17 protein-coding genes and 2 rRNA genes are annotated in these 22,597 nt (G+C 69.3%); 2 read left to right on the forward strand and 17 right to left on the reverse strand.

The genetic code is table 11. From position 1 onward, the window contains the following. Positions 1-2 precede the first annotated feature (2 nt). The 6 genes from AB1046_RS11625 to AB1046_RS11650 all read right to left on the reverse strand — a co-directional run bounded on the left by AB1046_RS11625 (position 3) and on the right by AB1046_RS11650 (position 7,658). Entirely contained in the window at positions 3-1,409 is a 1,407-nt protein-coding gene (locus AB1046_RS11625; RefSeq protein ID WP_369375435.1) for an ATP-binding cassette domain-containing protein, read from the reverse strand. A gap of 91 nt (positions 1,410-1,500) precedes the next feature. Next, positions 1,501-2,475 carry an NAD-dependent epimerase/dehydratase family protein gene (locus AB1046_RS11630; protein WP_369375437.1) on the reverse strand — a complete coding sequence of 325 codons (975 nt, stop codon included), beginning with the start codon at positions 2,473-2,475 and terminating at the stop codon, positions 1,501-1,503. Then, on the reverse strand, positions 2,472-4,316 hold the full coding sequence (locus AB1046_RS11635) for a class I adenylate-forming enzyme family protein (RefSeq protein ID WP_369375439.1): 1,845 nt from the start codon (positions 4,314-4,316) through the stop codon (positions 2,472-2,474). Before AB1046_RS11635 ends, AB1046_RS11630 begins: the two co-directional genes overlap by 4 nt. Further along, complete coding sequence (locus AB1046_RS11640) at positions 4,313-5,617, reverse strand: cytochrome P450 (protein WP_369375441.1); 1,305 nt, start codon at positions 5,615-5,617, stop codon at positions 4,313-4,315. Before AB1046_RS11640 ends, AB1046_RS11635 begins: the two co-directional genes overlap by 4 nt. Continuing rightward, complete coding sequence (locus AB1046_RS11645; protein WP_369375443.1) at positions 5,614-6,384, reverse strand: glycosyltransferase family 2 protein; 771 nt, start codon at positions 6,382-6,384, stop codon at positions 5,614-5,616. Before AB1046_RS11645 ends, AB1046_RS11640 begins: the two co-directional genes overlap by 4 nt. A gap of 35 nt (positions 6,385-6,419) precedes the next feature. Further along, a complete protein-coding gene (locus AB1046_RS11650; RefSeq protein ID WP_369375445.1) occupies positions 6,420-7,658 on the reverse strand; it encodes a 3-oxoacyl-ACP synthase III family protein in 1,239 nt (412 codons plus the stop codon). Positions 7,659-7,786: 128 nt separating this feature from the next. Between AB1046_RS11650 and AB1046_RS11655 the strand changes: the two genes are divergently transcribed. Next, positions 7,787-8,356 (forward strand): Uma2 family endonuclease, encoded by a 570-nt coding sequence (locus tag AB1046_RS11655; RefSeq protein ID WP_369375447.1) that lies wholly within the window; start codon positions 7,787-7,789, stop codon positions 8,354-8,356. 22 nt (positions 8,357-8,378) lie between these two features. Here the strand turns inward: AB1046_RS11655 and AB1046_RS11660 are convergent, their stop codons facing one another. The 5 genes from AB1046_RS11660 to ilvD all read right to left on the reverse strand — a co-directional run bounded on the left by AB1046_RS11660 (position 8,379) and on the right by ilvD (position 13,695). Then, positions 8,379-9,344 (reverse strand): ATP-binding cassette domain-containing protein, encoded by a 966-nt coding sequence (locus tag AB1046_RS11660; protein ID WP_369375449.1) that lies wholly within the window; start codon positions 9,342-9,344, stop codon positions 8,379-8,381. Further along, positions 9,341-10,063, reverse strand: coding sequence for an ABC transporter permease (locus AB1046_RS11665; protein ID WP_369375451.1), 723 nt, complete (start codon positions 10,061-10,063; stop codon positions 9,341-9,343). The genes AB1046_RS11660 and AB1046_RS11665 overlap by 4 nt, the downstream gene beginning before the upstream one ends. A 130-nt stretch (positions 10,064-10,193) precedes the next feature. Beyond that, positions 10,194-10,994, reverse strand: a complete 801-nt coding sequence (locus AB1046_RS11670) for an ABC transporter permease (protein ID WP_369375453.1) — start codon at positions 10,992-10,994, stop codon at positions 10,194-10,196. A 63-nt stretch (positions 10,995-11,057) separates the two neighbouring features. Next, entirely contained in the window at positions 11,058-11,729 is a 672-nt protein-coding gene (locus AB1046_RS11675; RefSeq protein WP_369375455.1) for a 4a-hydroxytetrahydrobiopterin dehydratase, read from the reverse strand. Positions 11,730-11,832: 103 nt separating this feature from the next. Further along, positions 11,833-13,695, reverse strand: coding sequence for a dihydroxy-acid dehydratase (gene ilvD / locus AB1046_RS11680; protein ID WP_369375457.1), 1,863 nt, complete (start codon positions 13,693-13,695; stop codon positions 11,833-11,835). A gap of 253 nt (positions 13,696-13,948) precedes the next feature. Between ilvD and AB1046_RS11685 the strand changes: the two genes are divergently transcribed. Then, a complete protein-coding gene (locus tag AB1046_RS11685) occupies positions 13,949-14,383 on the forward strand; it encodes a CBS domain-containing protein (protein WP_369375459.1) in 435 nt (144 codons plus the stop codon). Between the two features lie 81 nt (positions 14,384-14,464). Here the strand turns inward: AB1046_RS11685 and AB1046_RS11690 are convergent, their stop codons facing one another. The 6 genes from AB1046_RS11690 to AB1046_RS11715 all read right to left on the reverse strand — a co-directional run bounded on the left by AB1046_RS11690 (position 14,465) and on the right by AB1046_RS11715 (position 22,043). Next, complete coding sequence (locus tag AB1046_RS11690; protein WP_369375461.1) at positions 14,465-15,052, reverse strand: GNAT family N-acetyltransferase; 588 nt, start codon at positions 15,050-15,052, stop codon at positions 14,465-14,467. Positions 15,053-15,119: 67 nt separating this feature from the next. Next, positions 15,120-16,652 carry an Asp-tRNA(Asn)/Glu-tRNA(Gln) amidotransferase subunit GatB gene (gatB, locus tag AB1046_RS11695; protein ID WP_369375463.1) on the reverse strand — a complete coding sequence of 511 codons (1,533 nt, stop codon included), beginning with the start codon at positions 16,650-16,652 and terminating at the stop codon, positions 15,120-15,122. Continuing rightward, positions 16,649-18,175 carry an Asp-tRNA(Asn)/Glu-tRNA(Gln) amidotransferase subunit GatA gene (gene gatA, locus AB1046_RS11700; RefSeq protein WP_369375465.1) on the reverse strand — a complete coding sequence of 509 codons (1,527 nt, stop codon included), beginning with the start codon at positions 18,173-18,175 and terminating at the stop codon, positions 16,649-16,651. The genes gatB and gatA overlap by 4 nt, the downstream gene beginning before the upstream one ends. A gap of 14 nt (positions 18,176-18,189) precedes the next feature. Continuing rightward, a complete protein-coding gene (gene gatC, locus AB1046_RS11705; RefSeq protein WP_369375467.1) occupies positions 18,190-18,486 on the reverse strand; it encodes an Asp-tRNA(Asn)/Glu-tRNA(Gln) amidotransferase subunit GatC in 297 nt (98 codons plus the stop codon). 168 nt (positions 18,487-18,654) lie between these two features. Beyond that, positions 18,655-18,771: ribosomal RNA gene (gene rrf / locus AB1046_RS11710) — 5S ribosomal RNA — on the reverse strand. Between the two features lie 151 nt (positions 18,772-18,922). After that, positions 18,923-22,043, reverse strand: a 23S ribosomal RNA gene (locus AB1046_RS11715). Positions 22,044-22,597 lie beyond the last annotated feature (554 nt).

A 22,597-nucleotide genomic window follows, 5' to 3' on the forward strand; every position in this document is an offset into this window, starting at 1 on the left:
CGTCAGCTCTCCTTGGCGGATCTCGCGGCGGGCTTCTTGGTGTCCGGCTTGGTGTCCGGCTTCGCATCCGGCTTGCCAGCCGGCTTGGCATCGGACTTCGCACCCGACTTCGCAGCCTTCGCGTTGGCCGCTGCCAGCTTCTGCGCGGCCTTGTCATCGATCTTGGCCTGCTTCGCGGCTGCCCTTTCGTCGATCGCTGCCTGCTTCGCGGCCGCCTTCTCGTCAATCGCCGCCTGTTTCGCGGCGTCCTTGGCCGCGGCGGCCGCCTGCTTCTCCGCCGCCTTTTCGTCGACCGCTGCCTGCTTCGCGGCTGCCCTCTCCTCAATCGCCGCCTGCTTCGCAGCCGCCTCCGCCTCGGCCGCGGCCTCCTGGGCCGTCGCCTCCTTGGCGGCCTTGCGCTGGTCAGCAGCCTTCTTGCGGTCTGCGGCCTGCGCCTCGGCCGCCTTACGCACGGCCCGCTCCTCGGCGCGGCTCACGGGCTTCGGCTCCGGCGTCACGACCGGTCGCAGTCGCCCGACGACGGCCGCCAGGTCCTCACGCTGCGGTGTCAGCTCACCGGCGAAGAGCTTCTGCTTCGCCAGCGCGCGAGAGATGTCGGCCGGTTCGGCGACGCCGTCGACGTGCAGCACGTCGCCGTCGGACCGGACCTTGAAACCTGCCGCGCGGAGGGTCGCGACCGCCTGGGCGGGCTCGTCGATCCGCACCCGGACGCTGACCTTGCCGTCCCCCAGGAGGTCAGCGGCGGTGCCCTGCGCGAGGACTCTGCCGCCGTCGAGCACCGTTACCGTGTCCGCGATCTGCTGCGCCTCGGTGAGGACTCCGGTCGCGACGAGCACGGTCTTGCCCTGGTCCGCGAGGCGGCGCAGGGCCTGCCGGATCTCGCGTGTGCCGACTGCGTCCAGCCCCGCGCTCGGCTCGTCGAACACGAGGAGGTCGGGATCGCGCAGCAGGGCCGCCGCGAGCGCCAGGCGGCGGGCCTCGTCGGCGGAGTAGGTGCCGTACGCCGCCCTGGCCCGGTCGCTGAGGACCACGCGCGTGAGGATCTCGTCGACGCGGGCACGCGGCACGCCTGCCGCGCTCGCGAGGAGCGCCAGGTTGCGGCGGCCGCTCAGCCGGGCCTGGAATCCGGGTTCGCCGACGACGGCGCCGATGCGGCCGGCCAGTTCGGGCAGGCCGTCCGGGACGGGGACGCCGAAGACCTTGATGGCGCCCCCGTCGGCGCGCGCGAGGCCGGTGAGCAGGCGGAGCGTGGTGGTCTTGCCTGATCCCGGCAGCCCGAGCAGCGCGTGCACGCCGCCGGCGGGCACCCGCAGGTCCAGCCCGTCCATCCCCACGGCGCGCCCCCGCACAGACCGGTAGGTCTTGCGCAGCCCGAGCGTCTCGATCGCGGCGTCGCTCCCTGGGATCACCCGCACAGGGTAGGGCATAACGGACAGCGATGATCTTCCGCCGTCGGGCCGGCTTCCGTCGTCGGTCCGGCTTCCGCCGTCGGACAGAGACCTACCAGCTCATCGCGCCGTGCAGCGAGGTCGGCGCCGGGTCCACGCCGAGCCGCTCGCGCAGCACGGTGAGGTCGTAGGTGCGCTCCATCGCGAAGTGGCTGATGGTGTAGCGCGACAGGCGCGGCTCGCGCCCGGTCCGCCGGGCCACGCGCTCCGCTACCCACGCGAGCGCGTTTGCGAGCCGGATCGGGATCGCCACCACCTGCACGGGCCGGAACCTGGCGAACATCAGCAGCTCCAGGGTCTGGTGCAGGTCGACAGGCCGCGCATCGGCGACGTTCGCCACGAGCGGCAGGCCGGCCGCGATCTCGGGGCCGACGTCGGCGTCCAGCGCCGCGCGCACCGCGTGGGCCAGGGTGTTGATGTGCGTGAGGTGCTGCCGTACGTTCCCGCCGCCGGGGACCGCCAGCCAACCGGCGAACGCCGCGGACTCGAGCCGCGGCAGCAGGGTCGTGTCCCCCGGTCCGTAGACGGCGCGCGGTCGCAGCACGACGACGGGTCCGCGGTCCTCGCGTGCGGCGTCGCCCGCGAGGTAACGCTCGGCCGCGGCCTTCGTGGAACCGTAGGCGTTGACGTAGCCGTGCGCGGGAGCGTCGGCCTCGGTCGCGGCGACGCTCGGCTTGCGGGGGTCGTACACGCTGCCCGAGGACACGTGCACGAACCGCGCCTCCGGGAACGTCTCGCGCACCGCGCGGGTGCCCTCGACGTTGACGATCCACGCGCGGGCATGGCTGCCGCCGTCGCCCACTGCCGCGCCGCAGTGCACGACGGCGTCGATGTGCTCGGGCCGGTCCTCCTTGGCCAGGGGCCCGTCCCGCAGGTCCCAGAACTGGTGGGTGACCTGCTGGAGGAGCTCGTCGGGCAGCCGGGGGACACGGCGCGAGAACGCCACGACCTCGTGTCCGTGCGCCGCGAGATCGCGGACCACGGCACCTCCGACAAAACCTGACGAACCGGTCACAGCCACCTTCATGCGCGCACTGTACCGGCCAGTGGTGACACCAGACTGACCAGCGCACGACGGTCAGGTTTCCGGGAGCGGCCCGCGAGCGGCAGATGCGACGCCTCGACCACCAGATCGGGCAGGGCACCGTGGTCCAGGACGTGCGGGACACGGTCCGCGACGGCCCGGGCGAGGTCGGTGCCGGTCCGGACCTGGGGCGTGCCCGCTCCCCCGGCACCGATCCCGCCCTCGGCCGTCACCACGAGGACCACGCGCTCGTCGCCGTCGGGCACGGGGACGCCGACCAGCACGGCCTCGGCCACGCCGGGCAGGTCGCGCAGCCGTGGCTCGAACAGGCCCGGATAGATGTTCACGGTGCCACGGATGATCATGTCCCGGTTCCGGCCGACCAGCACGATCCGCCCGTCGGCGTCCTGGAACGCGAGGTCGCCGGTGCGGTGCTCGGTCGCCCGGGGCTTGCCGGCGTCGAGATCGGACAGGTACCCGGCCATCAGGGAGGGCCCCGTGAGCACAAGCTCGCCCACCGGCGGGGGCTCCGGATCGGTGGCGCCCGGGTCGGGATCTTCCAGGTCGGCAGCATCCGGGTTCGGAGCGTCCCCGTCCGGAACGCCAGGATCCGGAACGCCAGGATCCGGAACGCCAGGATCCGGAACGCCAAGGTCGGAAGAGTCCAAGTCTGCGACCGCCGTGTCGATCCGGACGCCGATGCCGGGGAGCGGGCGGCCCACCAGGTCACCGGCCGCAGCGGCGGCGATCTTCTCGTCCGCCTCGGTCATCGCCGCCGGCAGGATCTCGGTGGCGCCGTAGACGGCGATCCAGCGGGTGCCAGGCAGGACGCGGCGGCCACGCTCGAGCAGCGCGACGGTCACGGGCGCCGCACCGACCGCCAGGACGGTCGGGCCCTCGGCGGGCACCTCGCCCGCCTCGACGACGTCGAGCAGTGCCGTCACGTCGGCGGGCACCAGGAACGACGAGTCGGCCCCCGCAACCCCCCGCGCGAACGCCTCCGGCGCGTCCTTGGGGGTTCTCGCCGGGATCTCCCACGTGCCGCCCGTGACGATCGCCGGCAGCCCGAGGAACAGCTGGTCGGTGTACGCCCGCTGACCGGGCCGCAGGTCGCCGACCTGCGCGAACAGGTCGAGCATCCCGCCGAGCGTGCGTGCGGTGTGCACCACTGCCTTCGGGTCCGACGTCGTCCCGGACGTGAAGACGACGAGCGCCTCCCGGTCGTCCAGTTCCGGCACCGGGCCTGACGCCGAGCCCAGTCCTGCCGTCCACAGGCTCGCCACCCGGCGGGCGCGCCGCGGCACACCCGGCAGCCACGGGCCGGCGTACAGGTGCCGCACCGGCAGCCGCCCGTAGTCCGGCAGCAGCAGCCCGCGCGACCGGGCGATCCCGCGCAGCGGACCGGACGACGCCGCGTACAGCAGCGCCTCCGTCGCGGCCCAGCGCGGGCGCGCCGCCGCGATCCGGGCGGCGAACAGCTCCGACGTCGAACCAGGATCCACAAAGACGACGACGCCCCCCGCGCGCAGGATCGCGAGGCAGAGGATCACGCCCTCGGGCCGGGGCCGGATGCTGTACAGCACCCGGTCGCCGGGCTCCATCCCCTGCGCTCGCAGCCCGCCCGCCGCTCGCTCCACCCGCTCGGCGAGCTCGCCGAAGGTGACCTCCTCGCGCACACGAGCGCCGTCGTGCCTGCGATCGCCGTCGGGCCCACTGAACCGACCTCCCGCGAACCGACCTCTTGCGAACCGGCCGCCCCCGAACCAGTCGCCCCCAAACCAGCGGAGCGCGACGGCGTCGGGCGAAGCCCGGGCCACGGCCAGCAGATCGTCCACGAACGTCATGCCGCCTCCAGAGTCAGCTCGAGGGACCGGTACGCCGGGACGAGCACGCCACGCGCGGCACGACGGCGCCCCACCACCGGGACGCGGCCGTCGGTCGCCGCGGCCGAGAGCGCGTCCAGCACGGCGTCGACCTGGGCCAGCGCCAGCGGCATCCCGAGGCAGAAGTGCGGGCCCGCGCCGAACCAGAGGTGCCGCACGTCGGGGTCGGCCTGCCGGTCGGGGTCGAAGCCGCCGGACGCCCGGCAGCAGTTCACGGTGGCGATGACCACGCGGTCGCCGGCCGCGACCGGCACCCCGCCCACCGAGGCGTCGGACCGCACTGAGCGCAGCATCGCCGGCGTCGGCACGGTGACGCGCAGCCCCTCCTCGACGGCGCGACGGCGCAGCTCGGCGTCGTCCGCCAGCAGGCGCCCGGTCCACCCCGTGTCGTGCGCGATGGCGACGAGCCGGGGCACGAACGACTGGATGGTCTCGGTACCCGTGAGCACAAACGCCCCGACCGCGCCCATCGCCTCACGCTCCGACAGGCCCAGGTCGCGCATCCGCCCGGGCACCGTCGCCGGGTCGCCCGCACGGTAGGCGGCGCGGGCGGGCGCGGTCAGCTGCTCCAGCACCAGTCGCGCCCGCGCCACCTGCGGCCGGGTGAGCCCGTGCCGGTGCAGGCGCACCATCCCGGTGATCGCCTGCGCCGCGGACATGGCCGAGCGCACGGCGTCGTCCGTCGGCGGCAGCCCGACCATCCGGCAGATCACGGCCCCGGCCTGCGCCGTCACGGCCGCTGCGAGGTCGACCGTCTGCCCAGCGGCCAGGCGGCGCGTGAGGTCGGGCAGCACACCCGCGCCACCGGCGGCGCCCACCAGCACGGCAGAGCCCACCTGCACGGCAGAGCCCAGGCGATCGGCGGAGTCCGCAGCGTCGGCCGCGACAAGCTCCCGCACCGCGCGAGGCGAGAACAAAGGCCCGAGCGCCCGGCGCAGCGCGGCGTGCTCGGCCCCCTCCATGTTGAGCAGCACGGCCTGCCCGAGCACCGGCGTCCACAGGTCCGACGGCGCCCCCGGGCCCACCTTTGAGAAATGCTCCACGTCGAGCAGCACCTCGCGGGCGAGCGCAGCGTCGCTCACCACCACCCCGATGCGCGGCACACGCACGACCGGCCGGTTCCGCGCGGACCGGAGCGCGGGATAGGCGAGCGGGTGCGCGGCCCGCTGCACCCGCTCCTCCCAGAACGCCTCAGGCGAGGCACCGCGACTCTTCGGGCCGTCCTGCCCGGTGGCGCCGCGTGGCTGAACGACCGCGCTCATCGGATGTCCACCACCTCGGGCCGGTACCGGTGGTCGGCGTACCAGCCGAGCGTGCGCACCAGCCCCCAGGCGTGCACCCGACGGGTCGACGCGCGCACCCAGACCTCACGATGCTCCGCGTACCGCGTCGTCAGCCGCCGCACCGCGTTGACCAGGGCACGGTCCTCGTGCACGTCCTCGATCCGGGTGCGCGGGAACCCGCCCGCCCGCTCGTACAGCGACGCCGTGATCGCCATGTTGCAGCCCGGCGTCATCACGTACGGCCCGAGGTATCCGTCGTCCTGGTTGCCCGGCCGCACCTTGCCGAACGTGCTCGACGCCCACAACGCGAACGACAGCACCCCCTGCTGGAAGCGCGAGACCGGCAGGTCGTCGGTGCGCGGCAGGAGCCGTCCCGCGACCAGCTCGTCGCCCGATCGGAACGCGTCCCGCACCGCGCGCGTCCACGTCGGCGGCGGCAGGCAGTCGGCGTCGGTCCGGGCCAGCAGCTCGGCCCCGAGCCCGATGGCGGCCCGCATGCCCGTGTCGGCCGCGGCGCCGGTCCCCTTCTCGGCCTCCGTGATCACGTGCCAGCGCAGCCGCCCCCACTCCGCGATCGCCTTGCGCACCAGGTCGGCCGTGCCGTCGGTGGACCCGTTGTCCACCACCACCAGGTCGAAGTTGTCGTCCTCCTGCGTGTGCAGCGCCTCCAGGGTGCGCAGGATCCCGTGGTCGTGCGCCTCGTTCAGCGCGGGCACGACGACGGCGAGGCGCGCCGTGCCGGCCACCGCACCTGCACCTGCACCGTGACCCCAGCGCGGGGTCACCACCGGACCACCATCGCGCCCATGCTGATGCCGCCCGCGAGGCCGAGCAGCAGCACGACGTCGCCCCGCTTCAGCCGACCCGACTCCAGCGCCGTCACGAGCTGCAGCGGCAGCGTCGCCGAGGCGATGTTGCCGTGGTCGGCCACGGTGAGGACCGTGCGGTCGGCCGGCACACCGAGCGCGCGGTGCACGTCCGCGAGGTAGGACACCGCCACCTGGTGCACGGCGATGAGCGCCACGTCGTTGATGGCCACACCGGCCCGTTCGAGGGCTTGTTCGACGGTCTCCGGCCCGAGCGCCAGGAACGCGTCCCGCAGCCGCGACCCGTCGATCTCGAAGTAGCTCCGCTCCGGATCGCGCGGATTGACGGTGCCGCCGCCCGGCAGCATGCCGACGTCCCAGTGCTGAGACTGAGCGGAGAAGGCCGAGCCGAGGATGCCCGAGGCCCGCGGCCCGGGCTCGACCAGGTCCGCGAGCTCGGCGGCCAGGTCGTCCTCGAAGCCGCCGAGCTCACGGACCTGGCCGTTCCCGGTCCCGGCCCCGGTGCCGTTCCCGGTCCACGACGCCACGCCGGACAGCGGATCGGTCGCCTCGACGAGCACCGCTGCCCCGGCATCGGACATCGTGTACCCGGCTGCGGACATCGCGTAAGTACGGCGATCGGGCACGTCCCACCGGACCCCGCGCGTCGGCATCTCGCCGCACGCGACGAGCACGCGGCGGTACCGGCCGGTGCCGATGAGCGCCTCGGCCACCTCGATGCCGTTGAGCACGGAGTTGCAGGCGTTCTTGACGTCCATCACCGGCGCGCGGACGCCGAGCTTCGCGGCGGTGATGTGGCTGGTGGCCGGCTCGATCATGTCCTGGGTGGCGGACGCGAAGATCAGGAGGTCGACATCCTCGGGGCCAAGACCCGCGCGGTCCAGGACGGTGCGGCAGGCGGCGACGGCGAGGTCGGAGGCCTGCTGGTCGTCGTCGGCCACGTGCACCGTGCGCACGCCCGTCAGGCGCGACACCATCGGGATGCGCGGAGCGACCCGCGGGTTCCTACGGTGCAGGTCGCGCTCCGCCTCGGCCACGTCCCGCGTGCGTTCGGGCAGGTGGACGGCCACTTCAGCGATGCGGGCGACGGGTCGGGGGGACTGCCGGGGCTGCTGGGAGGGCCGGGGCGACGCAGAGGGCTCGGTGGATCGGACGGGTGCCGGGGTCAGCACGGCGGCTGGTTCGGGAAGCACCCGGCACAGAGTAGCGGCACCCTCATCGCGCGCCGATGACGGCTAGATGTATTAACGTCTAGGTGTGCTATCGAGCGAGGCAAGGACAAGCCACAAGACGGAGCTAGCGCGTTGGCGTAGGCGGTTCGATGGCTGAGCTTCCCGATTGGATGCGCCCGCCGCGACCCGAAGGCTGGTTCGCAGAAGACCTGGACAACCTGCCGGACGCTCCCCGCAACACGGAACTGATCGACGGAACCCTCGTCTTCAGGATGTTTCCTCAACGCCATTGGCACAGCCGTGTGATCCACGCACTCAACACCGCCCTCAGCTCAAAGGCGCCGGACGAGATCGAGGTCAGCAGCAAGATGACCGTCCGGCTGGACGAACGTAACCGACCAGAGCCGGATGTTGTCGCATCGACCGTGTCCATCCCGCACGACGCCACCTGGTACGAGGCCAAGGACTTCGTCCTGGCGGTCGAGGTCGTCTCTCCCGAGTCCGAACACCGCGACAAGGCCGTCAAGCCGCACAAGTACGCAGAGGCAGGTATCCGTCACTTCTGGCGCATCGAGGACGTCGACTCTGTCACCGCGATCCACGTCTACGAGCTCGACGACCTGACCAAGACCTACGTCCCGACGGGTATCTTCCGCGACACCCTCAAGGTCGACCTGCCGTTCCCTATCGAGCTGGACGTCCAGAGCCTCTACGGCTGAGCCGCCAACCCGGAACCGGGCGTCACCGCCGCGTAGCGCGGTAGATCTCGCGCACCACGTCCTCGATGTCGGGCTCGGCGATCGACAGGTCGAGCACCTCGGCCCGCTCGGACACCGCGGCGAGCACCCGCGCCGCCGTCGTGCGCTGCGGGTCGAAGGCGAGGCGCTGCCGCAGGCCACCTGACTCGCTGCGGACGTGCTCCGCGCCGTCAAGGTCCACCAGGTCCGGCTTCGCCTCGGCGAGGTCCACCACGAGCTCGCGTCGCGCGCCCACGGTGCGGGCCAGCTCGGTGAGCGTGCCGTCGAACGCGAGGCTGCCGTGGTCCACCACCAGGATCCGGTCGCAGAGCCGCTCGACGTCGCCCATGTCGTGTGTGGTGAGCAGCAGCGTCGTGCCATGCTCGCGGCGCTGCGCCACGAGGAACTCGCGCAGCCGCTGCTTGGACAGCACGTCGAGGCCGATCGTCGGCTCGTCGAGGATCAGCAGCTCGGGCCGGTGCAGCAGCGCGGCCGCGACCTCGGCGCGCATGCGCTGCCCCAGGGAGAGCTGCCGCACGGGCGTGGCCAGGAACTCCCCCATCTCCAGCATGTCGACCAGCTCGGCGGTCCGGGTGCGCTCGTCGGCCACGGACAGGGAGTGGATCGCCGCGAGGATCGAGAACGACTCCCGCACGGGCAGGTCCCACCAGAGCTGCGACCGCTGCCCGAAGACGACGCCGATCCGGCGCGCGAGCGCCCGGCGCTGCTTCAGTGGGTGCAGCCCCACCGTGGTCACCGCACCGCTGGTGGGCACCAGGATGCCGACGAGCATCTTGATGGTGGTCGACTTCCCGGCGCCGTTCGCGCCGATGTAGCCCACGGACTCGCCCGCCTCGATCGTCAGGTCGAGGTGGTCGACGGCGACGTGCCGGGGCCGGCGCAGCCGGTTCTTCCGGTCCGGCCGCCCGGTGAACACCCTGGTCAGGCCCTCGGTCTCGATGACGTTCATCCGCCCGCTCCTCGGTAGTGACGAAGTCCCCAGCGCCAGCACAGCCCCGCGACGACGACCGCCCAGAGCGCCGCGATCGGCGCACACCAGCCGATCCAGGCCGGCAGCCCGGCCAGGCCCGGGATCCCCAGCAGCGTGGATACCGGCAGGTAGGCGGCGAACGCCACGGGGAAGATCGCGCCGAACACGACCAGCAGCACCCGCGGCCACACGGTCGCCGGCTGCGTGGCCGCGTACCGGCCGCCGTAGACGAACGCGTTGGTCATCTCGGCACCGTTGATCAGGAAGAACTGCAGGCCGGCCGCCGTCACGAACTGCGCGCTGAAGATGACGAACCCGCAGACCAGGGCCAGGACCAGCAGGCCGATCGTGCCCACGCCCCAGTCGATGTCGTTGAGCACCAGGCCCACGGTGAGCGCGGACGCGCCCACCAGACAGCGCGCCAGGCGCCGCAGGCTGAGGTCGCTCGTGATCAGCTGCGCCAGCACCGGCTGCGGGCGCAGGAAGAACACGTCGAGCGTGCCTGCGCGCACGTACACCGGGAGGTTGTCGCAGTGCCCGACCACCAGGTCAGCCAGGGAGAAGGCGAGGTCGGACAGGCCGAACACAAGCATGATCTGCGCCAGCGTGAACCCGCCGATCTGGTCCGTCGCCGAGTAGAGCACCCAGATCTCGGTGAACTCGATGACCCCCACGAGCGCTGACCCGAACAGGTCCATGCGGAAGCTGGCACGGTGGCTCGCCTGCGAGCGCGCGCGGCTCGCGAGCACGGCCCGGTAGGCACGCAGGGTTTGGCGCGTTCTAGCCAGTGCCCTCCCGTGCCTGAGCCTGCGGCTCCGCTCCTCCGGCTCAGCCACCCTGCACCTCCAGCCTGCGGCGCCCGGCCCGTGTCATCAGCTGCCCGACGGCGAGCACCACCGCCAGCCACAGCACCTGCACCCCGAGGTGCTGCCAGGCGCCGGCGCCGGTGACCTGCCCGGAGAGCACGTCGATCGGGAACTGCATCATCGACGGGAAGGGCGTGAGCAGCGTGACGGTCAGCAGCCAGTCCGGGAACAGGTAGATCGGCGTGAACAGGCCGGCGAAGAACCCGGAGCAGGCCATGTAGAGCGCGCTGAGGCCGCGGGTCTCCACGATCCAGAACCCGCAGGTGGCCAGCACATACACGGTGGCGTGCGAGACCGAGATGCCGATCAGGAGGCTGACCAGGCCCAGCACGTATGCGCTGGCGGACGGCGGCAGGGCCATGCCCCCGACGAGCACCCCGATCAGCACACTTGGCAGCCCGCGCGGGAGCAGGGCGAACAACCCCTTGCCGATGTCGGTCAGGATCTGCGCCGCCTGGACGCTCACCGGCCGCAGGAAGTCGACTGCGACATCACCCGACTTGATCCGGGTCTGCAGGTCGCTGCCGCCCCAGAAGTTGACCGATCCGAGCATCCCCTGCCCGAGCCAGACGAAAGCCGCCATGGAGGCAGCGGAGTAGCCGGCCAGCTCACCGCCGGAGCTCGCGACCGCCGCGCCCATGATCCCGCCCTTGAGCAGGCCGAACGTCGCGTTCGCGACCAGGCCCGCGAACGTCGCCAGCGGGTAGGCCGACTGCCCGCGGAATCCTGCTGCCAGGAACCGCGCATAGGGGTTCCGGGTCACGGACGGGAGCGGGCGCACAAGCGCGAGATCTTACGCGCCGGCCTGCGAGAGTTCACCCTGTTTTTAGGGCTCACCCTGCCACGTGCAGACGCACGCCTCGTTCCCCTCGGCGTCGGCCAGCACCCACCACGACGGGGCGTGCTCGTCGGTGACGAGCCGGCCGCCCGCGGCGACCGCCGCCACCACGCGCGCCTCGGCATGGTCGTGCGGCACCCACACGTCCACGTGGATGCGGTTGCGCTGCTCCCGCCGCTCGTCCGACTGCTGGAACCAGAACGACGGCAGCCGCCCGTCCCCGTCGAGGAGGGGGCTGGCGGTCGAGATTCCGCCAGGGTGCGGCCGCGGGTCGTGCCCCAGCACCGCCTGCCAGAACGGCTGGACCTCGGGACCCACCACGACGTCTATCGCGATCGCCACGTCGCGCACCCCGGCCGGGTCTGCCGCGACACCGAACACGCGGGCCGCCGCGGAGATGGCCCGCGCGAGCGCGAGGTCCCGCTCGGACAGCCCCCCGATGTCGTGCGACCAGGTCCGAACCGTGACGGTCCCGTAGCGCAGGTCGACGTCCGGGTGGTGGTTCATGGACTCGGCCAGCTCACCGATGCGGCCGACCAGTGCAAGACCCGTGGCGAACGAGCCGGTGGTGAACCGCGCGATCGCCGAGACGGCCAGCGCCCGCCAGTCGTCCGTGCCCTCGGCGGCAGTGAACTCGGCTGCGGTGATCGGATCACTCATGGGTCGCGCTTCTCCTTGGACGTAGCGCTGTTCTGCCTGGTCAGCCTAGTCAGTGTGCGCATCCTGTCCAGACCCTTCACCCGCCTGTGCCGCCAGCCCGATCTCAGCCGCGCCGGAGCCGCGCCACGTCCCGCACCGCGCCCTTGTCGGCCGACGTCGCCAGGGCCGCGTAGGCCTGGAGCGCCGGCGACACGTACCGGTCGCGGGCCACGGGCTGCCACGGCCGCTCCGACGACTCCATCTTGGCGCGACGCTCGGCGAGCACCTCGTCCGGCACGTTGATGTGGATCTTGCGGGTGTCGACGTCGATCTCGATCTCGTCGCCGTCCTCGACCAGGCCGATGGTGCCGCCGGCCGCCGCCTCCGGGGAGACGTGTCCCACGGAGATGCCGCTCGACCCGCCGGAGAACCGGCCGTCCGTGATCAGGGCGACCACCTTCCCGAGGCCGCGGCCCTTGATGTAGGAGGTCGGGTACAGCATCTCCTGCATGCCCGGCCCGCCGGCGGGGCCCTCGTAGCGCACGACCACCACGTGGCCCGGCTCCACCTGCTTGGTCAGGATCTTCTCGACGGCCTCGTCCTGCGACTCGCAGACCAGGGCCTTGCCGACGAAGTGGAACACGTCCGGGTCGACCCCCGCCGTCTTGAAGACCGCGCCGTCCTCGGCGAGGTTGCCGCGCAGCACCGCCAGCCCGCCCTCGACGGTGTACGCGTGCTCGACGTCGCGGATGCAGCCGCCCGCGCCGTCGGTGTCGAGCGACTCCCACTGGTTGTTCGTGGAGAACGCCTTGGTGGTGCGCACCCCGCCCGGCGCGGCGTGGAACAGGCCGAGCGCGCGCTCGGTGGCCTTGCCGCCGCGGACGTCCCAGTCGTCGAGCCACGCGCGCAGCGTGGGTGTGTGCACCGAGGTCACCTCGTGGTCCAGCAGGCCGCCCCGGTCGAGCTCGCCCAGCAGCGCGGGGATGCCGCCCGCCCGGTGGACGTCCTCCATGTGGTAGTCCGGGTGGTTGGGCGCGACCTTCGACAGGCACGGCACCCGGCGGCTGATGCCCTCGATGTCGGAGAGCGTGAAGTCGACCTCGGCCTCCTGCGCCGCGGCGAGGATGTGCAGCACCGTGTTGGTGGAGCCACCCATGGCGACGTCGAGCGTCATCGCGTTCGCGAAGGCCGCCTTGGTGGCGATCCCGCGCGGCGCGGCGGTGTCGTCCTCGTCCTCGTAGTACCGGCGGGCCAGGTCGACGATGGTGCGCCCGGCCTCCAGGAAGAGCTCCTTGCGGGCGGCGTGCGTCGCGAGCGTCGAGCCGTTGCCCGGCAGCGACAGGCCCAGCGCCTCGGTGAGGCAGTTCATCGAGTTCGCGGTGAACATCCCCGAGCAGGAGCCGCACGTGGGGCACGCGTTCTCCTCGACCAGGCCGAGGGCCGCGTCATCGACGTTCTCGTCGGCCGAGTAGTTGATCGCGTTGATCAGGTTCAGCGGGGTCTTCGCGACGCCGTCGGCGATGACCGCCTTGCCGGCCTCCATGGGCCCGCCCGACACGAAGATCACCGGGATGTTCAGCCGCAGCGCGGCGTTGAGCATGCCGGGCGTGATCTTGTCGCAGTTCGAGATGCACACGAGCGCATCGGCGGTGTGCGCCTGCACCATGTACTCCACGGAGTCCGCGATGAGGTCGCGGCTCGGCAGCGAGTAGAGCATGCCGGCGTGGCCCATCGCGATGCCGTCGTCGACGGCGATCGTGTTGAACTCCTTGGCGACCCCGCCGGCCTCCTTGATGGCGGACGCCACGAGGTCACCCATGTCCTTGAGGTGTACGTGCCCCGGCACGAACTGCGTGTACGAGTTCGCGATCGCGATGATCGGCTTCCCGAAGTCCTCGGAACCCATGCCCGTGGCGCGCCACAGCGCGCGGGCTCCGGCCATGTTGCGGCCGTGGGTGGACGTCCGGGAACGCAGGGGACGACTCATGACTCTTCAGCTCCTTCGATGCTGGTGTCCTTCGATGCTGGACAGCCGCGCACGATGCTGGGCGGGGCGGCCTGAGCACGCTACCTCCGGCGTGGCGCGACCGACAGCGCGCGTCCACAGGGTGACCCTCGGGCGTCCTTCGGGTGACCCTTCACGGTCGGCACACCTATCTGGAACCCCGCCCGGTGCCGTACCTTCGTAGCAGGAGTCCGCAATGACGCGGCCTCCGACATGCATCCGACGGGGGTATCGAATGCGAGTGACAGAGGCACTTCGACGCAAGGGCGGCTCGGTCGTCACCATCTCCGGGGAGCAGAGCGTACGCGAGCTCCTCGCACTGCTCGCCCAGCACGGCATCGGTGCCGTGGTGGTCTCCGACGACGGCGTACAGGTCGACGGGATCGTGAGCGAGCGCGACGTCGTGCGCCGGCTGCACTCGGACGGCGACGGTGTCCTCGACGGCCCCGTGGCCCAGATCATGACCGCCGAGGTGCACACCTGCGGGCCCGAGGCCACGCTCGACGAGCTGATGCCCCTGATGACGGAGCGCCGGTTCCGGCACGTCCCCGTGCTGGTCGACGCCCGGCTGACCGGGATCGTGAGCATCGGGGACGTGGTCAAGCACCGGATCGCCGAGGTGCAGGCCGAACGCGACCAGCTGACGGCCTACATCTCCGGCGGGCCGTAGACCAGCCCGTCGACCGGTCCGCAGACCAGGGCTGGGCCGGTCGGTTCGGTCCCGCAGCTCGGTCCAGTCCCCCAGCTCGGCTCAGTCCCCCAGCGTCGCCCGGTACTCGTCCTCGAGGACGCTCATCACCACGGCATCGGCCCAGGCGTCGCCGTCCCGGTAGACGTCGCGCAGGCGTCCCTCCTCGACAAAGCCGAGCGACTCGTACAGGGCCTGGGCGCGCGGGTTGATGCTGAGCACGTCCAGGCTCACCCGGTGCAGGCCCGGTCCGGGGTCGTCACCCGCGCCGTCGAAGGCGAAGCGCAGGACCTCGAGGATCGCTTCCCGGCCGTACCCGCGGCCCCGGTAGTTCGGCAGGAGCTGGAGCCGCAGGTTCGCCGAGCGGACGTCCTCGTCGAGGTCGTTGAGGACTATCTCGCCGATCATCTCGTCGCTGACCGGCTTGCCGTCCCGCATCGCGGCCGAGCAGATCGCCCAGTCGAACCGGCCGGGCCGGTCGCTGACCGTGGCGGCCCACTCGTCGATCTGGTCGCGCGTGAAGACGGCGGTGGTCCCCGTCAGCCGGGTGCCCTCCGGATCCTGCACCGCCTCCCACAGGCGTTCGGCATCGCGCGCCTCGATGGGGCGCAACCGCATCATCTCGCCGCGCAGGAGAGGCCCGCGGGTCACTTGCCGGGCCCCGCCGCTCGCGACGCCGCCCGGAGAGTCACTGTCCGCGGTGTCACTGCCCCCGGTGTCACTGCCCGATCCGATCCAGCACCAGCTCTCGGACCCGCTTCGCATCGGCCTGGCCCCTGGTCGCCTTCATGACGGCGCCGATGATCGCGCCGACCGGTCCCTGGTTCCCGCCGCGGACCTTCTCCACGATGTCGGGCTGAGCCGCCAGCGCGTCGTCGATCGCGGCGAGCAGCGGGCCGTCGTCGGACACGATCTCCAGACCGCGCGCGACGACGATCGCCTCCGGGTCGCCCTCGCCGGCGAGCACACCGTCGAGCACCTGGCGGGCGAGCTTGTCGTTGAGCCGGCCGGACTCCACGAGTCCCTGCAGCTGCGCGATCTGCGCCGGGGTCACCGACAGGTCCTCGAGCGTGACCTCGTCCTGGTTGGCCCGGCGGGCCAGCTCGCCCATCCACCACTTGCGTGCGCCCGCGGCGCTCGTCCCAGCGGCGACGGTCGCCTCGATGAGGTCCATGGCGCCGGCGTTGACGACGTCGCGCATCTCGGCGTCGGCGTAACCCCACTCCCCCTGGAGCCGACGACGGCGGGCGACCGGCATCTCCGGCAGCGTCGCCCGGATCTCCTCGACCCACTCGCGGCTCGGTGCCACCGGCACCAGGTCGGGCTCGGGGAAGTAGCGGTAGTCCTCGGCGTCCGACTTCACGCGGCCCGACGACGTAGTGCCGTCCTCCTCGTGGAAGTGCCGGGTCTCCTGGATGACCTTCTGGCCCGCATCGAGGACGCCTGCCTGACGGGACACCTCGTAGCGGACGGCGCGCTCGACCGAGCGGAACGAGTTGACGTTCTTCGTCTCGGTGCGGGTGCCGAGGGGCGACTCAGGCGTCGGACGCAGCGACAGGTTCACGTCCGCGCGGACGTTGCCGCGCTCCATGCGGGCCTCGGAGACGTCGAGCGAGCGGAAGATGTCGCGCAGCGTCTGCACGTAGGCGCGTGCCACCTCGGGCGCGCGCTCGCCGGCCCCCTCGATGGGGCGGGTCACGATCTCCACCAGCGGGATGCCCGCGCGGTTGTAGTCGACCAGCGAGTACTCGGCGCCCTGGATGCGACCGGTCGAACCACCCACGTGGGTGTTCTTGCCGGCGTCCTCCTCCATGTGCGCGCGTTCGATCTCGACGCGGAACACCTCGCCGTCGTCGAGCTCGATGTCGATCCAGCCGTCGTAGGCGATGGGCTCGTCGTACTGCGAGGTCTGGAAGTTCTTCGGGACGTCCGGGTAGAAGTAGTTCTTCCGGGCGAACCGGCAGTTCTCGGAGATGCTGCAGTTCAGCGCAAGGCCGATCCGGATCGCGTACTCGACGGCCTTGCCGTTGACCACCGGCAGCGCGCCCGGCAGCCCGAGGCTCACCGGCGTGACCTGGGTGTTGGGCTCTCCGCCGTACGCGACCTCGGCCGCGCAGAACATCTTGGTGAGCGTGCCGAGCTCCACGTGCACCTCGATGCCCAGCACCGGGTCGTAGCGGCGGACGGCGTCCTCGTAGGCGACCAGGCCGGTTGCCCTGCTGGTTGCCGTAGCGGTCGACGGTGCGGTCATCGGGCAAGCTCCGTGGTCTTGAGTTCGGGTGCCTTGTTCAGGAGGGGGCCGCCCCAGCCGGACTCGAGGGCCGCCTCGAGGGCGGCGCCCACGCGGTACAGCCGGTCGTCCGCCTTGGCGGGGGCCAGGATCTGGAAGCCGACGGGCAGGCCGTCGTCGGACAGGCCGTTCGGCAGGGACATGCCCGGGATGCCGGCGAGGTTCGCCGGGATCGTCGCGACGTCGTTCAGGTACATCGCGAGCGGGTCGTCGAGCTTCTCGCCGAACTTGAACGCGGTGGTCGGCGCCGTGGGCGAGACCAGCACGTCGGCCTTTTCGAACGCCGCCGCGAAGTCGCGCTGGATCAGCGTGCGGACCTTCTGCGCGCTGCCGTAGTAGGCGTCGTAGTAACCGGCGGAGAGCGCGTAGGTGCCCAGGATGATGCGGCGCTTGACCTCGTCGCCGAAGCCGGCACCGCGGGTGGCGCTCATGACCCGCTCCGCCGTGACCGGGCCCTCGGCCGGCTCGACCCGCAGGCCGAACCGCATGCCGTCGAACTTCGCCAGGTTGCTGGACGCCTCGGCCGGCAGGATCAGGTAGTACGCGTCTAGCGCGTAGGTGAAGCTCGGGCAGGAGACCTCGACGATCTCGGCGCCGAGCGTGCGCAGCTGGTCGAGCGACTCGGCGAAGCGAGCGGAGACGCCTGCCTGGTAGCCCTCGCCGGACAGCTCCTTGACGACACCGACCCGCAGGCCCTTGAGGTCGCCCTTGGCGCCCAGCTGGGCAGCCGCGACGACCCCGGGCACCGGCTCGTCGATCGACGTCGAGTCGTGCGGGTCGTGACCGCCGATGAGCTCGTGCAGCAGTGCGGCGTCGAGCACGGTGCGGGTCACGGGGCCTGCCTGGTCGAGCGAGGAGGCCAGCGCGATCAGGCCGTACCGCGAGACGCCGCCGTAGGTGGGCTTCACGCCCACGGTGCCGGTGACGGCGCCGGGCTGACGGATCGAACCACCGGTGTCGGTACCGATCGCGAGCGGTGCCTCGAAGCTGGCGACGGCGGCGGCGGAACCGCCACCGGACCCGCCGGGGATGCGGTCGAGGTCCCACGGGTTCTTGGTGTTGCCGTACGCCGAGTGCTCCGTGGACGAGCCCATCGCGAACTCGTCCATGTTGGTCTTGCCGAGGATCGGCAAGCCAGCGGCCTTGATGCGGTCCACGAGGGTCGCGTCGTAGGGCGGAATCCAGTTCTCCAGGATCTTCGACCCGGCGGTGGTGGGCAGGCCCTTGGTCACCACCACGTCCTTGACCGCGATGGGCACACCCGCGAGCGGGTGCAGCTCCTCGCCGGCCGCGCGCTTCGCGTCGACCTCGGCGGCCGTCGCCAGCGCCTCGTTCGAGGAGACGTGGAGGAACGCGTGCAGGTCCCCGTCCACCGCGGCGATGCGATCCAGGTGGGCCTGCGTGGCCTCGACGCTGGAGACGTCCTTGGTGCTCAGTGCGGACGCAAGGTCCGACGCACTGAGGCGCGTGATGTCACGTGTCATGTCGTTGATTCCCATCACTCTTCGCCGAGGATCTGCGGGACGGCGAAGCGGCCGTTCTCCTGCTGCGGGGCGCCGGCCAGAATTTCCTCGACCGGGAGGGCGGGTTCCGGCACGTCGTCTCGGAACACATTCGTCAGCGGGAGGGGGTGGCTTGTCGCGGGCACGTCTGCGGTGGCGACCTCGCTCACGCGAGCGACCGAGTTGACGATCACGTCAAGCTCGTCGGCGAGGCGGGCGACCTCGTCCGGTCGCAGGTCGATCCGTGCCAGCGCAGCCACGCGCGCAACCTCGTCACGGGAGATGGTGGACATGGTCCCAGTCTAGTCGTCGGAGAGGTCCGCGCCGCGCGCCCCTGCACCGGTGCGATGCGGATGCGAGATGCGGATGTGATGGGAAATGCCGTAAGGGGGTGGGAGGCTCTTCTCTTGCGATCGTGTGATCGCTCAAGAAGAGACTCCCACCCCCTTACGGGAATGGTTGTCCGGCGGCGTCCTACTCTCCCACCCCGTCTCCAAGGCAGTACCATCGGCGCTGTAGGGCTAAGCTTCCGGGTTCGGAATGGGACCGGGCGTTTCCCCTACGCTAAGACCACCGTAACGCTATCGAGAACAAGGCAACCCCTTTTTGCCCTCACCAGGCGCCCCTTCGAGAAGGGGGTTGTGGCGGGGTGGGGGTGGTGCCCGTGACTCGGGAACCGCATAGTGGACGCGTCGCAAAACATTTGATGATTATTACCCGTGTTGGGTGGTGTTGAAGTTGTTGGCAGTTAGTACCGGTCAGCTCCACAGGTCTTTAGTCCCTGCTTCCACATCCGGCCTATCAACCCAGTGGTCTGCTGGGTGCCTCTCACACCACAAGGGTGTATGGAAACCTCATCTCGAAGCAGGCTTCCCGCTTAGATGCTTTCAGCGGTTATCCCTTCCGAACGTAGCCAACCAGCCATGCTCCTGGCGGAACAACTGGCACACCAGAGGTTCGTCCGTCCCGGTCCTCTCGTACTAGGGACAGCCCTTCTCAAGTTTCCTGCGCGCGCAGCGGATAGGGACCGAACTGTCTCACGACGTTCTAAACCCAGCTCGCGTACCGCTTTAATGGGCGAACAGCCCAACCCTTGGGACCTACTCCAGCCCCAGGATGCGACGAGCCGACATCGAGGTGCCAAACCATGCCGTCGATATGGACTCTTGGGCAAGATCAGCCTGTTATCCCCGGGGTACCTTTTATCCGTTGAGCGACGGCGCTTCCACAAGCCACCGCCGGATCACTAGTTCCGACTTTCGTCCCTGCTCGACCTGTCGGTCTCACAGTCAAGCTCCCTTGTGCACTTGCACTCGATACCTGATTACCAACCAGGCTGAGGGAACCTTTGAGCGCCTCCGTTACATTTTAGGAGGCAACCGCCCCAGTTAAACTACCCACCAGGCACTGTCCCTGAACCAGATCATGGTCCGAGGTTAGACATCCGAAGCGATCAGAGTGGTATTTCAACAATGACTCCACCCGAGCTGGCGCCCGGACTTCACAGTCTCCCACCTATCCTACACAAACCGCACCGAACACCAATACCAAGCTATAGTAAAGGTCCCGGGGTCTTTCCGTCCTGCTGCGCGTAACGAGCATCTTTACTCGTAGTGCAATTTCGCCGAGTTCGCGGTTGAGACAGCGGAGAAGTCGTTACGCCATTCGTGCAGGTCGGAACTTACCCGACAAGGAATTTCGCTACCTTAGGATGGTTATAGTTACCACCGCCGTTTACTGGGGCTTAAATTCTGAGCTTCGCCCAAGGGCTGACTCGTCCTCTTAACCTTCCAGCACCGGGCAGGCGTCAGTCCGTATACATCGTCTTGCGACTTCGCACGGACCTGTGTTTTTAGTAAACAGTCGCTTCTCCCTGGTCTCTGCGGCCCTCCCCGCGTCCCCCAGCAAGTGGGTTAACAGTTCAGGCCCCCCTTCTCCCGAAGTTACGGGGGCATTTTGCCGAGTTCCTTAACCACGATTCACTCGATCGCCTTAGTATTCTCTACCTGACCACCTGAGTCGGTTTAGGGTACGGGCGGCTAGTCCCTCGCGTCGAGGCTTTTCTAGGCAGCATAGGATCACCAGATTCCCACCAAAGTGGTCTCTATCAGCTCTCACCCTATGTGTTCCACGGATTTACCTATGGAACGGGCTACGACCTTGGACATGGACAACCATCGCCACGCCTGGCTACCTTCCTGCGTCACCCCTGTTAACACGCTTACCTACTACCGGATCAGGTCCCACGCCTTACTCACGATGTCACCCGAAGGTGACGGTGTGAGGTTGGGGTGGTTAGTATCACCGGGCTCGGTATGGGCGGTACTTCGCCGGTAGGAGAATATCAACTCCTTGTCCATCGACTACGCCTGTCGGCCTCGCCTTAGGTCCCGACTTACCCAGGGCGGATGAACCTGGCCCTGGAACCCTTGGTCATTCGGCGGACGGGATTCACACCCGTCATTCGCTACTCATGCCTGCATTCTCACTCGTGTAGGCTCCACCGCTAGGTCACCCTGCGACTTCACTGCCCACACGACGCTCCCCTACCCACCCACACACCTGAACACACACCACAAGGATGCATGCTGGGCTAACGTATGAGTGCCACGGCTTCGGCGGTGTGCTTGAGCCCCGCTACATTGTCGGCGCGGAATCACTTGACCAGTGAGCTATTACGCACTCTTTCAAGGGTGGCTGCTTCTAAGCCAACCTCCTGGTTGTCTGTGCAACTCCACATCCTTTCCCACTGAGCACACGCTTAGGGGCCTTAGCCGGTGATCTGGGCTGTTTCCCTCTCGACCACGGAGCTTATCCCCCGCAGTCTCACTGCCGCGCTTGCACTTACCGGCATTCGGAGTTTGGCTGACGTCAGTAACCTGGTGAGGCCCATTAGCCATCCAGTAGCTCTACCTCCGGCAAGAAACACGCGACGCTGCACCTAAATGCATTTCGGGGAGAACCAGCTATCACGAAGTTTGATTGGCCTTTCACCCCTAACCACAGGTCATCCCCCAGGTTTTCAACCCTGGTGGGTTCGGTCCTCCACGCCGTCTTACCGGCGCTTCAACCTGCCCATGGCTAGATCACTTCGCTTCGGGTCTAGACCCGGCGACTATGGACGCCCTATTCGGACTCGCTTTCGCTACGGATACCCCACACGGGTTAACCTCGCCACCGAGCACTAACTCGCAGGCTCATTCTTCAAAAGGCACGCCGTCACCCCTGCTAAGAAGGCTCCGACGGATTGTAGGCACACGGTTTCAGGTACTATTTCACTCCCCTCCCGGGGTACTTTTCACCTTTCCCTCACGGTACTTGTCCGCTATCGGTCACTAGGTAGTATTTAGGCTTAGCAAGTGGTCTTGCCAGATTCACACGAGATTTCACGGGCCCCGTGCTACTTGGGATCCCCTCCACCAGGCCGCACCATTTCGTCTACGGGACTCCCACCCACTACGGTCCGGTATTCAACCCGGTTCGACTATGACACGACTTTCTTACTGGCTGAAGAACTGTCAGATTCTCCCAGAAGGTCCCACAACCCCGCACACGCAACGCCTGACAGCTTGACACGCATACGGTTTGGCCTCATCCGCTTTCGCTCGCCACTACTCACGGAATATCTCTTCCTGTCGGTACTGAGATGTTTCACTTCCCGACGTTCCCTCCACACACCCTATACATTCAGGCGCGGGTAACCGAACATGACTTCGGCTGGGTTCCCCCATTCGGAGACCCTCGGATCACAGCTCGTCTGCCAACTCCCCGAGGATTATCGCAGGCTACAACGTCCTTCTTCGGCTCCTAGTGCCAAGGCATCCACCAATGTGCCCTAAAAAACTTCAACAAACCAACAATCACAGAAACCAAGAAACAAACCATGACAACAACCACAAACCCACCCAGGAAACCTGGGAGATCCATGGTCACACATCACGGTCGCAGTCTTGGAAAAAATCAAAGATGCTCGCGTCCACTATGCAGTTCTCAAGCAACGGACGAACCCACCAAGCAACCCGCACACACCAACACCGGCAAGCCGGCTGATCTGCGTACGACCCAGTGACCCGTACCTCAATCCAGAAACACCCACACACCCCCCACACCATCCACGAGGGACAGTCAGGGAAGCGGGCCGGTTGTCTCAGGACCCAACAGTGTGCTTGGCAAGCCCTACCCGGCGACCCTGCGCGTTCCAACCCACAAGGGGCGTACTAGCGTCGAGCACCCCGGACAGGGACTCTTCGTCAATGTTCCACCCATGAGCAACCACCCCAGACGCGTACGGCCTGGGCCTGGCCTCTGCCACCAGCACCATGCCACCCAGATCCGAAGACCTGTCAGTCCGAAGACCTGGCAGCGGTTGGCGTCCCCCGGTGTCCGGGGGCCTGATGGAGATGA

Source organism: Promicromonospora sp. Populi (assembly GCF_041081105.1).
Lineage (GTDB): Bacteria > Actinomycetota > Actinomycetes > Actinomycetales > Cellulomonadaceae > Promicromonospora.